Source organism: Acinetobacter sp. CY81 (assembly GCF_059515925.1).
Map to the genome: position 1 here is coordinate 53,588 of NZ_JCAKNC010000005.1, position 14,754 is coordinate 68,341.

Consider the following 14,754-nt stretch of genomic DNA (forward strand, 5'->3'; position numbering starts at 1 on the left):
AAACGTCATATATTTCAGTAAATGACACTTATTTTTAAAAGTATAAATTGGACCTCCTATGTTATTACGGTTTAGAACACTTTCATTGGCAATTTGTGTATTGGGTGTGAGTGCAACAGGTTTAGCACAGCCTATTTTGTTGAAGTCAGAGCAAAACATTGAAGAATACAAATTGGACAATGGCTTGCGTGTGATCCTTGCACCCAATGATAAAGAAAATAAAGTGTTCATGAACACGATTTACCTCACAGGGGCATTGAATGACCCTCAAGGTAAAGGCGGGATGGCTCATCTTTTAGAGCATTTGGCATTTAAAGGTACTGAGAATGTAAAAGGTGAGGAGTTTCAACGCCGTTTAGATCAGTATTCTCTAATGAGTAATGCAAGTACGGATTATTATTCAACAAAATATACCAGTGTGATTCGCCCTGAAAAAACAGCGATAGATGAAATGATTTATCTTGAAGCTGAACGTATGGACAAGTTGGTACTTCAAGAAAAATTCGTACCTTCTGAAATTAATATTGTAGAACGTGAACGTGAAGTACGCTTAGATCAACCATTCTCAGTATTGATGGATCAGATCTGGAAATCTGCCTATGGTAATCAGTATTTGGGTCGCTTACCAATTGGTGATTTGAAAGAATTAAAATCGATCAAGATAGATGAGCTGAATAAATTTTATCGAACGTGGTATGCACCGAACAATGCAGTGATGGTAATCGCAGGTAAGTTTGATAAAAAACAAGTTTTAGATACCGTTGAAAAGAATTTTAATTCTATTGCAGCGCGTACTGTTCCTAAACAAGTGAATGTTCCTGTTTTAGATAGTTCTAAAATTCAAGAACGTGCATTTGAAGTTAAAAAAGGGAGTGATTTTGGTAAATATAATATTTATTTAAATGGTAAAAATCAGCAAATTCAAACTGCGCTCGCTTTATCTCCTTTCTTATTCACCATGCAACCGAGTGGTCATTTGTATAAGGACGTGGTCGAAACAGGAACTGCAACTCAAGTTCAATCAACTACATGGCTCACTCAAGATTTCAACTTAGTTTTTATGGGCGCAGTTTATGCACCGAATCATGATGCTCAAAAAGTTGGTTCGGCGCTGATGCAAGGCATTGAGAAAAAACATAACTTTAATGAGGTTGAGTTAAATCGTGTTAAAAATCTCATTAAAAATAGTCAGAAAAGCATGATGACCAGTGCCTCTGCGGTAGGTGGTATGCTGAGTGATTATGTGGTTTCATCCAATGGCGATTGGACGCAGTACTTCAAAGACCAAGCTGAAGTACAAAATTTAAAAGTGAATGATGTCAATCAAATTATTAATCAGTTTCTGATCGCAGAACATCGTATTTCAGGGGATATCAAACCAACACCTGAAGATCAAAAGAAAGCGTTGGAATTACAGAAAGGCGCTGAAACGGCAAAAACGTTAGATCAACAAGATACAAAAGCTGAACCTTTAAAAGATCCAAGCGTGTATAAGGCTGAAGTCGCTCAAAATTTAACAATGTCTCAGCAATATGTTGAGAAAATTGATCAGAAGATTCAGACGGGTACGCTGAAAAATGGCATGCAATATGCGCTGTTTCCAACCAGTACTCGAGATGATAAAACGTATGCATCGATTGCTCTGAATTTTGGTACGGCTGAATCATTAAAAGATCAAGCTGAAGTGATTGGATTCATGTCTTATCTATTACTTCGTGCATCTGAGCAATATAGTTTGCAAGACATTGCTGATAAATCAATTGATGCAGGTGGTCGTGCCAGTGCGAGTGCTGTCGAGAATGGAATCAGTATTCAAATTTCGGCTAAAAATGAAAAATTTGAAGAGTTTTTCAAATTTATTATTGATGTGATGAACAATCCAAAATTTGAGCAGACTCAATTTGACTTGATTAAATCGCAAACTTTATCGTCATTAAATCGCTCTTATACAGAACCTGAGACGGTTGCATCTCTCACGATTGCACGAATTTTAGAAAAGTATCAGCCAGGTGATTTACGTTACCATTTTGAGCCAGAGCTTGCTAAAAAACAGGTGACTTCGATCACCAATGACAATGTGAAATCTTTGTATAAACAATATTTCACTACGCAGAATGGTCAAATTTCAGTGACAGGTGATTTTAATGCGAAGTCATTGCTCAAGTATTTAAACAAATCTTTAGGGCAATCTAAAACGACTCAACCTTATCAACGCTTAAGTTCAGAATATTTTGAGTATCCAGCTCAGAAAGTGCATGCATTGGCTGAACAGCGCCAGTTCGGTAATTACCAAGCGCTCATTACGCTTCCTGTAGGCAATAGACATCCTGATGCTGAAGCCTTATTGGTCTTAAGTAATATTTTGGGTGAATCTCAGCTTTCATCTCGTTTAGCGATGGAGTTGCGTGAAAAAAATGCATTGGTTTATAGTTTTGGCAGTAATATGACTTTAAGCAGCTTCCAAAACACGGGTGCGCTGGGTATTAGTGCAGACTATACCGCTGGGAAATCTACGCAAGTTTCTCAAGGTGTGCATAAAGTACTGAACGACTTGTTAAAAAATGGTGTGACTGAACAAGAGTTGGAAGCGGCAAAAGCCAATATTATGAAGCAACGCGTGACCAATCTTGAAGATGAGCGTCGTATTCATCGTGGCTTAAACAGTCAGCTTGAGCAGAACAGAAGCTTTAAATCACGTCTAGAGCGTGATCAGGCATTTGCTCAGCTGACCAAAGCAGATATAGATGCAGTCATTCAAAAATACATTAAGTTAGATCATTTGGTTGAAGTGATGGCTGATCAATATGCCAAGCCAGTAAAGTAATGAGCATTTAAATTTTTAGTTTTAAAAGCCCCGATATCGGGGCTTTTTTATTGGAAATGACGAATATCATGTCATTGTGAGAAATTCATTTGTTATGACTATGATTTCATTCTATAAAACTGCATGGCATTTTTACGGAATACTTGTTCAAGCGCATCGGGATCATAAGCTGCAACCACATCGCTGAAAGCGTCAATAATATTGACCAACGACGAGCTGACACTGTCCATCGGGAAGTTTGAAGCAAACATCACACGATAACGACCAAAACTTTGCAACGTATGAGTGATCAATGGGTGAACCAAGTCAAATACTTGTTCCTTAGAAGCAAGTTGATGTTTTTGATGAAAATGATGGCCCAATACAGGCATCATCAACCCAGACATTTTGGTGTAAACATTGGGTAGCGTTGCAAGTTCAGCAATGTCTTCTTGCCAGTGAAAGAAGATATTTTCACGAGCAGTTTTAGTGAGTCCAGTATGCTTACCCACTGCACCAAAAAGTCCAGCAGGTGTCCCTAAATGATCAAGAACAATCGATGTTTCAGGAAACTGTTTTGCAAGTGCAATGACATCTGAAAGCTGTGTTGAATACGTCCATGCATCAAAACTGAGATTGTATTGAGCTAATAACTCAAAGCCTTTGAGAAACTTCTTATTGCGATATAAATGCGGTTCATTTGCCCATGCATAAATGCCTTTATCTTCATGGAAGGAAGCCATTTTACGAATTCCTCTAAAATGAGGAGAGGCTTGATTATGCATTTTCAATATTTTTTTGAAATTTGAATCTCGTGGATCAGCGGTTGCAATCAATGCACCTAATTTTAAATCGTGTTGTTGAAAAGGGAGTAATTCAATGAAAGCCGTTTCTTCAACCACACCTTTGCCTTTTTGATGATGCCAACTAGCTTCAACATGAACGACTTGATCAACGACATAATGTCGCAAATCTTTCTTATAATCTTCTGGTAGATAGGGGGCAGTGATATGTTGTGTTAAACCTATGGTATCAATGAGTTCTTTGGATTTAACAAGACGCACGACTTTATCGAGTAATTTTGGACGTTTACCGAATAATTTTACAGCCAAAGCTGCAGCATGTGGGGTGTGGTAAGGATCCCATTGATGAATATGCGCATCCACGATTGGAAAATCTAAATGATTCATTATCGTCCTTAACTGAGTCATTGATTTTTATAAGATACGATATTCAGTTCAGTCTTAACATTGTATTTTTGTCCAATCCTTTAAAAATAAATCATAGATGGATTTAAGCTCTCAGATGAGCAAATTTAGAATGACTCTTTTCCAAATTAAAAAGCCCTCATCAAGTGATAGAGGGCTTTTAATGCTGATTTTTAAATGATCTTAAAGCGTTAAAGGTGCTTTAAAAATTTCAAAATCAGTGTTTATGATCGTGTTTGTGGTCATGCTTATTGGCATGAAACTCTTCGTTATGACGGAAACGAAGATAGTTTTCAAACTGTTCGCAGTATTCGTCATAGTTGTCTTCAAGCATCATTTGGAACTGTTGCATGACATAAGACATCACTTGATCTTTGGCATCACGCATTTCATTGCCATCTTTAAAGCCATTGGCTGCAACCCAAGTGTTAAAGCGAGCAGTACCAAACAACATAGCAGCACTGACTTGACCACGCATTTCAGCAGGTTTCACTTGAGAGCCTTTCTCAACACGGCAAAATTCATTGGCTTGTTTGATAAATTCATCAGCACGTTCAAAGAAAACTGCATTTAACGCTTCTTCTTCGGTTACATCAGTCGCTTCAATTTTCTGAACCATGAACTGTTCCTAGCATAAAAATCTAATGCGGTATTATAGGCAAAGCCTTGCATAAACTAAACCTTTGACTTAATCTAAAAATAGCCTAAGCAATACGTAGAGTTCATGATGCAGGATGCCATTGCAGTTCAAAGTTTAAAAAGTGATATTGCACTTTTACGTCAAAATATTTGGCCACCAGCGGATCTCGCAAATGTTGAGGGCTTGCCGATTTATTATGGATCGAAAGCACAGGTTGAAACCTATTACGCTCAATGGACAGGTTTGATTGAAAGAGCGCAAGATTTGTTTCAACCCTTCATGGAAGATGAAGTTGTCGATGCGATTCATTTACCGAGTCATTTGAACTTACCTTTATTTTACTTTCATGTGGATCGTATTCGTATTAATAAAACACGTGCAAAGGAATCTAAAACATTTAGAGGTATTGCGAGTTTAGTAGATAAATGCGGTCAGTTTGAGCCTGATCAAATTCAAGCGATGGCACGATGGTTAGACAGCGATGACACAGCAGCCTTAGTGGCACACCGTGAATTTGTCGATTTACGGACTTATGTGTTTCAACATGGTCAAAGTGAATATACGCGTACTCGGTTTTATGTAAATGGAATCGTATTGAGTGTAGAGCCTCATTTTGAACTGGTCGATGCACGGGATAAGCCACGTAAACAGCGCAATGATAGTTATAGCGATCCTTTGGCAGATAACAATACTTGGCGTGTGTTTGGAAAGAATAGATAACAAGATTATTGGATTTTGTTACACGATACGACTTCTAAACGAATGAAGCCGACCCTTAAGATAGTTTAAAAAATACGACGATATTTTAATGACTGATCAAAAGATTCGTACATTTATCAAAGTTTGGGAAATTTCAAAAAAGTTTTATCCCCATCCAGAACCCTATTTACTGGTTATTAGCCTGTGTTTATTGATAACAACACTTTTGAGTATTGGTTTACCTTATCTCTTGAAGTTATTGGTTGATCAATCTCAAGGGCATAATCAACCATTATTATTTAGGGACTATTTTTCAATTGATTTGCTTTACTTATTGGCTTTAGCCTATGCATGCGGTTGGCTGATCAATCAAATCATTAACCAAGTGGATGGGTTGATTAGTTCGTTTTTATTAAGGAGGTTGGACTCCGCTCTTATTTTTGAAGGGATGAGAAATTATTTTAAATTAAAAAATGACGTGCAAAACAAACAAGATGCGGGGGTATTTAATACCAATTTATTACGTGGTTCGGAAGCATTCGGTCAAATCCTTTATACCGTTTTTTTTATTATTGTGCCTGTTATTTTTCAAATTATTGGTATGGTTTGGGTTCTTTCAAATAATATTGATTTTAGCTATGGATTGTACTTTTTAAGCTTTTCGATTTGTACCGTATTACTCTCTTTGCTGATTACTTTTAAGACACAAGATTTCTTTACAGCCATGTATGAATCTCGCAATCAATTGAATCAGTTTATTATTGAAAAAGTACAAAGTAGTTATGACATTAAAGTGAATGATGCCACTGTCTACGAGTTAAATGCTTTTGAAAAAAGAATCAATCATTACATGGCTGAATCTAGACAGACGTATATAAAAATTATCATCTTCATGATGTATCAAGTGGTTTTTGTTGGATTCTTCCTGTTTGTGTTTATGGCATTGTCGGTTTATTTATTCCAAAATAATCGTTTTACTTCAGGTGATTTTGTACTGATCAGCACTTATATTATTAGTCTAACTATGCCTTTAATGATGATGTCGCAAAGTATTATTCGACTGCGCGGTGATTTTATCGCAATCAACAAATTCAATGATTATTTCGAGTATGAAAAGGATCAATTTAGTCAGCAACTGATTAGCCCTTCACAAATTTTCTATCAGTTTCAAGATGCAGAATTAACACTGGGGAAAACTCGTTTAACACAGTTTAATTTTAAAATTGAAGAAGGTAAGTTCTATGTGGCTGTTGGTCGAACAGGGATTGGTAAAACTAGCTTTATTAACTACTTGATGGGCTTACAACAAATAGAAAAAGGACAACTCTATTATAAAAATCTTGATATTAGTCATCAGTTTTCATCGAATATCTTCAAAGAAATCGCTTTTGTCAGCCAAACGCCAATCGTGTATTCAGGAACATTGAGACAGAATTTAGTACACAACAGCATGCTCGATATCAATGATGATGAGTTGATGTCATGGTTGGAGAGATTTGATTTAATCAAACTACTTGAAAAGAACAATATTGGCTTAGATAGTGATATTCAAGATATTTACAAAAGCTTCTCAGGTGGTGAAAAACAAAGAATCAGTATTATTCGTGCTCTGCTAAAAAAACCACAATTACTTATTTTAGATGAGCCCACAGCAGCGTTGGATGAATTAACAAGTCTAAAACTTATGCCGATAATTCGTGAACAGGTGAGTACGATTTTTATGATTTCTCATGCGAATTATGCCATTGAATTGGCAGATGAAATTTTGGACTTTAATAAACTTTTAAAAGCACTCAATTCGGAAAAAGTGTAGCGATTCGTTCATTATGATTTTCTGAGTTGGATTTGATATTCAAAGTTCAGCATGTATTAGACATGCTGAACTTAAGTGTCGATAAGAGTTGGATTTACAGATTAAATTTTAAGTATTTGGACATTGGATCTTTGGATTATTCAACCCGCGACTATGGGTAAATACAGCAAGTAAAGCCAATCCAATCAATATAATCACACTATAAATCAATGTGCTTGCATTAAAATGGTCGACCATGAAGCCACCAAATAAAGCGCCTACTGCAATCATCACTTGGAACATCCCTACAAATAGAGGCATGCCTTTTTCAACAGCTTCGGGTGCATGTAAAAACATCCAAATATTCGCAGTTGTTGGAAATGCGCCAAAAGCAAAACCCCAAATTGCCGTTAAAATATATGCACCGACTAAATCAACAGCAAAGACAGGAAAACTTAGAAAAACAATACCAAGGCTGAGCCCAACCACTGCTAAGGTATAACGGACGTTAATATTACTGCTATAGCCCGCAAACGCATTACCAAAAAATCCTGCGGCACCGTAGACCAACAGCAAAGTACTAATCGTTGAGCCATTAAATCCAGCGACATTTTTAAAGAATGGTGCGAGATAGCTGTAGGTTGAGAAATGCGCGAAACCGATAAGTAGAATAATGACCAAGCCTTTACGTGCTTTTTCATTTTGAAACAGTGCAGGCAAGTCACGATATTTGATCGCTGAAGTCGGTGGAAGTTTTGGCAGGAAAAAATATTCAAGTAGCAAAATGACAGAACCCATGACCGCTGTGATAACAAAAGCGGTTCTCCAGCCATATAGTTCACTCAGCCAAGTTCCAATTGGGACACCTAAAACAGTGGCTAAAGTCACTCCAGCCATGACGATTGCAGTCGCTTTAGCAATAGGGAGGTGTGAGGGGGCTACACGACCACTGAGCGCAATTGCTGTTGCCCAAAACCCACCAATTGCGATGCCTAATATGAATCGGCTCAGTAACAGTAACTCAAAACTTGCAGCATAAGCCGTGATGAAATTGGCGATGACCATGACAGCGGTCAATGAGATCAATAATACTCTTCGGTCTAAACTTTTTACCCAGACGGAAATCAGTGGTGCTGCAAAAGCGCCCATGATTGCAGGTAAGGTAATGACTAAGCCTGCTGTACCGACACTGACATGTAAATCTTGTGCTATTGCGTTTAGGACACCAATAGGTAAAAACTCACTGGTGACGAGAATGAATGCGGTAATTGAAAGGGTAATCACGGCATACCAATTGCCTTCTGTTTTAGGTGCTTGGTCTTTAGGTACGTCATCTTCAGGTTTATGGTGTTGATGCAGATTCGTTTCAGTCAGTTTGATTTGAGTGTTCATTGACTGTCACTCCTTGAATTTTAATTTCATAGTGATTGTTATGAAATTAAATTATTTGATTTATTGACACAGGTCAATTAATTTATTAGTGATCGTTATAAAATTAAATGGGGATGTTATGACAGAAATTACAAAGCCAGAAAATCAACAAGATAGTTTAGTGGCTAAATCAAAAGGGCGTGGACGCCCCAAGTGCTTTAATGAACAAGATGCGCTTGAAAAGGCAATGCTTTTGTTTTGGCAGTATGGTTATGAAGCAACGTCGATTAGTGATCTGACCCAAGCATTAGGAATTACTGCCCCAAGCCTCTACAGTACCTTTGGCGGAAAAGTAGCGCTTTTTGAAAAGTGTTTGGATTATTATTTGGAGAATGAAGCCTGTTCAATGGATCAGATTTTTATTCAAGCCAAATCCACTAAAATTGCCATAGAGTTGTATTTATTTGAAAATCTCAAAAGATTGATTCAAAACCATAAACCCGTTGGTTGTATGTTAGTGGTCGCAACCATGAATTGTTCAACTGAAAATAGTGCGATACAACAACAGTTACTTGAAAGACGGCAACATACCAAATCAAAAATTCATGATCGCTTAGTTTTAGGGCAAAAATTTGGGGATATTCCTAATCATGCTGACGTTCAGGCCATGACGGACTACTACACGACCTTGATCCAAGGGATGACCATTCAAGCTCGAGACGGTGCAGAGCTAGGTCAATTAGAAAATGTGGTGAAAATGGCAATGAAATCGTGGGACATCTTTATTCAAGATCTCTGATTTCAAAGATGAAAGGAATTAGAGAAAATTTAGAACCGGAAGCACATTAAATTTATGGTTGGGTAGTTAATAACTTTAAGTAAGTAACTAAATAATAAGCGGGTAAGTAGGTAAATAGTTAGCTAAAAGGGTGTGTAATTAATAGTGCTGTTTATTTTCATCATGCTATAGAAAGTGTGGCATTTGAAAATGAAAAAATTGGATGAGTGCAGCGCCAATTTCACTGTTGATATGATCAATAAGTGAAGATTGACATTGCTGGTTTTTCTGACTCAATCATTGAGTGAATAGTTTTAAGCAAATTCTTAAACGAATAGTTGAGTCAGTATTGCCATACAATATTTAAATAAATTATTTAATAAACTTACGACTAACTAAGAACTGTTCAGTGGCTTCAATCAATTTCTCAGCATAAACCTCTTGTTTCGCTGTAAGCCAACCAAGTGCAAACCAATCACTGGCTTCCAGTTCCGTCTGTTGTAAATAAGATGAAGAAGATGCAAGTATTTGATACTGTTGTGCTGCTTCGTGAGCATCATTCAAAGATTTACCATACTTTTGCAAATTTTTAACATCAAAAATATGCGTCAAAATTGGAAAGCTAAATTTCAATTCATTTAAGCGTAATGCTAAAAGATCTAAGCTCTCAAAATCAGTCACATCAACGTCATTCAGTGTGTCTTGCAGCAGCTTATATTGGTTTTGCAAAGTATTTTGTGCATACCATTTTAAGTCATTGGTTTGAACTTTTTTGGATGTACCCAAGCTGAACATCAGTAGTTCAAGATAGTGCTGAACATTTTGCGTAGATTTCACCAAATTATTGAGCTTTTCTTTGGCATAAAGTACGTCTTTACTCAAACTTTCCGCTGTTTTTGGATTTTGTAGTAAAGCGCCTAAGGTACGTTGCATATGCTCAAAGTGTTTGAGATTTTCAAAGTGGCTTTTAAATGCAGACAGTTGGTTTGCCCATTTATCGGTACTTTTTGACGTCCAATCTTTAAATATAGAGAGAGTAAGATGCAAATGATCAAGTGCCAAATGAGCCTGTTCAATATGCGTGTCTTCAGAAACTTGAGCTGAAATAGCGGCAATATTTGGCAATAAATGATTCATTTGATGGGTAATCAAATTGCGGATACTGGTTTCAGCAGATTCCTTTTTGGCGAGTATGATTTCTTTTTCAAGTGCCGCAGGACTGACCAATAAATCTTGTAAAAGCAAATTGCCATATTCAGCTTTACTTCGTACATCGAGCCAAAGTTGATATTTTTTGACCCATTCAAATGAAAATGCAAGCAATGTAGAATCTTTGCCAGATTTAAGTTCGAACTCAACTTCATGGATCTCTTGTGATTTTTCGCCAGATTTGACCTGCCCAATATCTACACAGACTTCAATTTCAGCCTCTTCATAGGAAATGACACGCAGAGTACGTTGTATATCTGTTTCAAACTGAAGTTGTAATGATTCTTTTTGATGCCCTAGAGCATTGTCTAAAATTCTTTTTGCTTCTGGATTTTGATCATAAATACTCAGATCTAAACTGGGTGTCAGTATTTGATTTAAGGCTTCGGTATCATCAGATGTTATTTCAGTTTTGAACTCACCCAGATCATAATTATCCTCAAAACGGTGAAGATGGCTTTTTCCTGCAGCTTTCAAAGTTTGAATCCAACGCGTACCTTCAAGGCGTTGGCGAAGTGCAACACCATGCGCTGAAAGTAGGTGATCTGGGGTATCGTAATACTTTGCTTGAAGTTGAATAATCTCAGATTTTTTTGGATCGACAGCTTTCATTAAAGCCATACGGCGTGTTTCTGGAATCTGAAACTTCAGTTCAACTTCAGTCATTGTATAAATCCTAGACAAATTCTATTTATAAAAAACAAAAAATTGAGCCAATCAATTTTCATTAATTGATTCAAAAGGGTTTTCGCTTGATGCACATATAATATTTAAAAAAACATGCATCATAAGGGATGGATTGTAACTGAATTAAAATGAAATACATGGCATTAAAAATTGAATGCTTCACAAATATTCATTTTTTGAATCCGACAGCGTGGACTTTCTATTTCTACAAGATTGCATTAGAGTGATTAAAAAAGGAACAAGAAGATCGCTATGAATGCACATGTAGAGCCAAAGTTTGAAATTAGCCCAACGCAAGAGTTTCAGCTACCGATAAAAAATTATTCTGAATTTTACCGTTTTTATTTAACTGAACACCGTAGCATTATGAGCCGTCGTCTTCATGCGGCGGGAAGTACGGTTGGAATTTATTTTTTCAGTAAAGCCATTCGTCAAAGAAAAGCCAAGTATCTAGTCTATGGTTTAGTTTCAGGCTATGCATGTGCATGGGTGGGGCATTTTGTCTTTGAAAAAAATAAGCCTGCAAGCTTTAAACAACCTTTGTATAGTTTTATATCGGATTGGCGGATGTTGTCGGATATCGTAAGAGGTAATTTGAGTTTAAAAGATCGTGCTTTTGATCAGATTGAGAGTTAAGTTTTTAAGGAAAAGCCCAGAGATTACTGGGCTTTTAAATTTTGAAATACTTAGGTTTAATTTTTCATAAGGGAGAGTTAACTTATATTGTAAAAAATTAAGGTAGTTTTATTTTAAACAACATTAAATTTTTATTAGTCAGGACATTCTACATCTTTATTAATAAAGAAAAATGTAATTTTTCTATCAATATTATCTTCTTTGAATTCTTTTGGAAATGCATGTCTTGAATCAATATGTAGTCTTATATTTGTTTGAGATACGAAATGTACATAAAGGCCTACTAAAACAATAATTAAAGTTAAAATCAATTTTTTAGATAATATTATTTTGAATAAATAAAAAATTATAAAGTATGAAATACTTAGAATGAAAAGGTTAATTAAAAATCCGTAAAGAAAAAAACTATATTCATGAAATCGAGGTATTTCCATCAACCAAATAGAAAAAATACTATATAGGTTGGTTGAGCAACTGCTATCTACAATAGAAAAAGATAATATTGTAATACAAGATAAGATAATACTTACTATAATTTTTTTTATCATGATGTTTCTGCTCTTACACCGATACCAAAAGTTTGTGTTTCATCTTTATTATCTCCAGCCATAAATTGAAATGACCCTCCATACCATAGAAATACAGAATCACTACCATCAATAGCACAGGCATTGGTACAACCATTTTTAATAAATGTATCTCTAAAATTATCAAAAGAAACAGACCCTACACCATGTTCTTGAGCAATGACGACAATATCAGCAGTAGGGGTAAATCCTATTCCACCTCGCCCTGTTCGATTATCCAATCGAGAAAGTGCAGCATATCTATTATTATTTCTTTGAATTAAAAATGGTTTGTGAGCAGGTAAAGGTTCTCCTGTTAGCTTAGAATTTTTTAATTCTTTACTATATAAATTGCCATCACCATACTTTAACCCCTTGAAGACTAGAGGACATAATCCACCAATTCCAGTATAATACCCCTGATTTTTTGTTAAATCTCCTTGTCCCATAAACCATGTATAATCTAATTTTTGGGCAATATAAAACATATTAGGTGCGCTATGGCCAGATAGAGTCCCAGTCCCTAATATAAAGCAAAACCTTCATTTGATGCTGTCCAGCCTTAGCTTCAAACTTTGCAGGTGTAATGAATGTGATCCCATTCTTGTTAATTATGATTTGAGAACCTCCAGCCATAAATTTACCTTTTTATAATTCTTAAACTTTGGTTGATATTTAGTTTATTATATGTAAATAATAATTCAATATTTTTAAAAATAGTATGACTTTCATCACAGCAATTCAACTGAATGATAGCGTCATTGTTACAGCTGACAATAAAGAAATTGTGCTTAAAAAGGGTGAAAAAATACCATATCTAGAAAATTTCATTTATAAAATCCATTCCTGGGATAAAGGAATGATTACAGGGACAGGTGAAAGTAATCTCATCAAAATCAGTGTTGCATTATTTAAAGAATTTGATGGACTGAAAGTAGATGAGTTACCAACTTATTTAGAAATTTCTAAGAATATTCGAGAAATAGAGTTGGGTACGGATTACTTCCAAGTACAAAACACTAAACTGATATGTTCTAATTATAGTGAATATGGTGCTCAACTTTATAAAATTGAATGCTTTGAACCATCATCCCCCTATACATTAACTGCTATTGAGCCAATGAATATTACGGTATGGATGTTTAATCCAAATATCAACACTATTTATACGGATCTACAAAGTCTTTATACTGGTCTTAAAGATGCTTCAACATTTCTTAATCACGTAGATTGGATCAACTACTATATCAATCGTCTTGCGCCAATCTATCAACAGCAGAGTCAAGTTGACGCTTTTATGAGCCAGAGCTTTGATTTCTTTTTCCAAACAAAGGATGAGTACTTTACAGGGCATATTCCGAATACCCAAAAAACGACCCTAGAATTCAAAGAAATTTCATCCAATATTAAGACTATTTAACATTTGGGGGCTAAATTTATCTTTGTTTAAAATGAATATTTTTATATTTAAGTAAACTTAAAATAGACTTTACAGAATATCGGTTTTTTTGAGTAATTTTGATTTTCATCGATCTATCATTCTTCGATTTCTTAAAAATATCTACAATCTGAATCTTTCTAGGTATCCTGTAAATCACTGAGCTTTCTATTTTGTTCAATTTAACAAATGCGATAACACGGTGCTTTGTCCTATAATGGACGCAACTTTTGTATTTGCTTTGAGTGATTCACCGATGCGCGGTTTGTATTTAATTACCAATGATGATCCTATTGAACTGTTACTGGCAAAACTAGAAGGTGCAATGGCGACCTATGAAGTGGCTGTTTTGCAATATCGTCGTAAAAATGTGGCGAAAGAAAATCAAGCCTATGAAATTGAATACATGAAAAACATGTGCAATCAATATAACGTTCCTTTCGTGATTAACGACGACTTAGAAGCAGCGGTGCAATATGGCGTAGGTGTGCATTTAGGTCAAAACGATGGTTCAATTGTTGAAGCCAAACAACGTCTCCCTAAAAATGTATTGATTGGTCGCAGTTGCAACAACTCGATTGAACTCGCTGAGCAAGCGATTGCAGATGGTGCAAACTATGTGGCGTTTGGCGCAATCTATGCAACAGAGACTAAGCCTGAAGCGGGTAATATTGGTTTAGAAACTTTAAAGTTAGCCAAAGAAAAACTCAATGTGCCGATCTGTGCGATTGGTGGCTTAACGGTTGAAAATGGTGCTGAAGTGATTGCGGCAGGTGCTGATCTGTGTGCCGTGATCAGTAATGTATTGGGTGGTTCAATGTCAGCGGTTTCCCAACGTGTATATGACTGGTCTGAGCTATTTACTGAAAAGGCTTAAGGTTGCTGAAAAAGCTTAATCTAAATCATATTGAATAAATTGTAATTTTT

The 14,754-nt window shown here is 35.9% G+C and carries 12 protein-coding genes; 7 read left to right on the forward strand and 5 right to left on the reverse strand.

Features of this window, described 5'->3' with window-relative positions; genetic code table 11:
• Positions 1-58: 58 nt before the first annotated feature.
• Positions 59-2,824: a M16 family metallopeptidase gene (locus tag AC5YDM_RS07915; protein WP_496151578.1), complete on the forward strand. Its 2,766-nt coding sequence runs from the start codon at positions 59-61 to the stop codon at positions 2,822-2,824.
• Positions 2,825-2,922: 98 nt separating this feature from the next.
• On the opposite strand, the gene AC5YDM_RS07920 is transcribed toward AC5YDM_RS07915, so the two are convergent.
• Both AC5YDM_RS07920 and AC5YDM_RS07925 read right to left on the reverse strand, forming a co-directional pair.
• Positions 2,923-3,993 carry an amidohydrolase family protein gene (locus tag AC5YDM_RS07920; RefSeq protein ID WP_496151579.1) on the reverse strand — a complete coding sequence of 357 codons (1,071 nt, stop codon included), beginning with the start codon at positions 3,991-3,993 and terminating at the stop codon, positions 2,923-2,925.
• Positions 3,994-4,228: 235 nt separating this feature from the next.
• Entirely contained in the window at positions 4,229-4,630 is a 402-nt protein-coding gene (locus tag AC5YDM_RS07925; RefSeq protein WP_496151580.1) for a DUF3144 domain-containing protein, read from the reverse strand.
• 108 nt (positions 4,631-4,738) lie between these two features.
• Between AC5YDM_RS07925 and AC5YDM_RS07930 the strand changes: the two genes are divergently transcribed.
• Positions 4,739-5,371, forward strand: coding sequence for a hypothetical protein (locus AC5YDM_RS07930; protein WP_496151581.1), 633 nt, complete (start codon positions 4,739-4,741; stop codon positions 5,369-5,371).
• A gap of 88 nt (positions 5,372-5,459) precedes the next feature.
• On the forward strand, positions 5,460-7,163 hold the full coding sequence (locus tag AC5YDM_RS07935; protein ID WP_496151582.1) for an ATP-binding cassette domain-containing protein: 1,704 nt from the start codon (positions 5,460-5,462) through the stop codon (positions 7,161-7,163).
• A 108-nt stretch (positions 7,164-7,271) separates the two neighbouring features.
• Here the strand turns inward: AC5YDM_RS07935 and AC5YDM_RS07940 are convergent, their stop codons facing one another.
• Positions 7,272-8,501 carry an MFS transporter gene (locus tag AC5YDM_RS07940; RefSeq protein ID WP_496151709.1) on the reverse strand — a complete coding sequence of 410 codons (1,230 nt, stop codon included), beginning with the start codon at positions 8,499-8,501 and terminating at the stop codon, positions 7,272-7,274.
• 151 nt (positions 8,502-8,652) lie between these two features.
• Between AC5YDM_RS07940 and AC5YDM_RS07945 the strand changes: the two genes are divergently transcribed.
• Positions 8,653-9,312 carry a TetR/AcrR family transcriptional regulator gene (locus tag AC5YDM_RS07945; protein WP_496151583.1) on the forward strand — a complete coding sequence of 220 codons (660 nt, stop codon included), beginning with the start codon at positions 8,653-8,655 and terminating at the stop codon, positions 9,310-9,312.
• 351 nt (positions 9,313-9,663) lie between these two features.
• Here AC5YDM_RS07945 and AC5YDM_RS07950 read toward each other — a convergent pair whose 3' ends face one another.
• Complete coding sequence (locus AC5YDM_RS07950; protein ID WP_496151584.1) at positions 9,664-11,166, reverse strand: CYTH domain-containing protein; 1,503 nt, start codon at positions 11,164-11,166, stop codon at positions 9,664-9,666.
• Between the two features lie 273 nt (positions 11,167-11,439).
• Here AC5YDM_RS07950 and AC5YDM_RS07955 point away from each other — a divergent pair, with 273 nt between their 5' ends.
• Positions 11,440-11,823, forward strand: a complete 384-nt coding sequence (locus tag AC5YDM_RS07955) for an Mpo1-like protein (RefSeq protein ID WP_496151585.1) — start codon at positions 11,440-11,442, stop codon at positions 11,821-11,823.
• A gap of 544 nt (positions 11,824-12,367) precedes the next feature.
• Here the strand turns inward: AC5YDM_RS07955 and AC5YDM_RS07960 are convergent.
• Positions 12,368-12,877 (reverse strand): hypothetical protein, encoded by a 510-nt coding sequence (locus AC5YDM_RS07960; protein ID WP_496151586.1) that lies wholly within the window; start codon positions 12,875-12,877, stop codon positions 12,368-12,370.
• 233 nt (positions 12,878-13,110) lie between these two features.
• Here AC5YDM_RS07960 and AC5YDM_RS07965 point away from each other — a divergent pair, with 233 nt between their 5' ends.
• Together AC5YDM_RS07965 and thiE are read left to right on the forward strand one after the other, a co-directional pair.
• On the forward strand, positions 13,111-13,809 hold the full coding sequence (locus AC5YDM_RS07965) for a hypothetical protein (RefSeq protein ID WP_496151587.1): 699 nt from the start codon (positions 13,111-13,113) through the stop codon (positions 13,807-13,809).
• Between the two features lie 274 nt (positions 13,810-14,083).
• The gene (thiE, locus tag AC5YDM_RS07970) at positions 14,084-14,704 is read left to right on the forward strand and encodes a thiamine phosphate synthase (RefSeq protein ID WP_496151710.1); all 621 of its coding nucleotides are present in this window, start codon (positions 14,084-14,086) and stop codon (positions 14,702-14,704) included.
• Positions 14,705-14,754: the final 50 nt, after the last annotated feature.

Coding starts and splice junctions, on each gene's coding strand:
- AC5YDM_RS07915 (WP_496151578.1), top strand. CDS start 59: ATGTTATTACGGTTTAGAACACTTTCATTGGCAATTTGTGTATTGGGT.
- AC5YDM_RS07920 (WP_496151579.1), bottom strand. CDS start 3,993: ATGAATCATTTAGATTTTCCAATCGTGGATGCGCATATTCATCAATGG.
- AC5YDM_RS07925 (WP_496151580.1), bottom strand. CDS start 4,630: ATGGTTCAGAAAATTGAAGCGACTGATGTAACCGAAGAAGAAGCGTTA.
- AC5YDM_RS07930 (WP_496151581.1), top strand. CDS start 4,739: ATGCAGGATGCCATTGCAGTTCAAAGTTTAAAAAGTGATATTGCACTT.
- AC5YDM_RS07935 (WP_496151582.1), top strand. CDS start 5,460: ATGACTGATCAAAAGATTCGTACATTTATCAAAGTTTGGGAAATTTCA.
- AC5YDM_RS07945 (WP_496151583.1), top strand. CDS start 8,653: ATGACAGAAATTACAAAGCCAGAAAATCAACAAGATAGTTTAGTGGCT.
- AC5YDM_RS07950 (WP_496151584.1), bottom strand. CDS start 11,166: ATGACTGAAGTTGAACTGAAGTTTCAGATTCCAGAAACACGCCGTATG.
- AC5YDM_RS07955 (WP_496151585.1), top strand. CDS start 11,440: ATGAATGCACATGTAGAGCCAAAGTTTGAAATTAGCCCAACGCAAGAG.
- AC5YDM_RS07960 (WP_496151586.1), bottom strand. CDS start 12,877: ATGTTTTATATTGCCCAAAAATTAGATTATACATGGTTTATGGGACAA.
- AC5YDM_RS07965 (WP_496151587.1), top strand. CDS start 13,111: ATGACTTTCATCACAGCAATTCAACTGAATGATAGCGTCATTGTTACA.
- thiE (WP_496151710.1), top strand. CDS start 14,084: ATGCGCGGTTTGTATTTAATTACCAATGATGATCCTATTGAACTGTTA.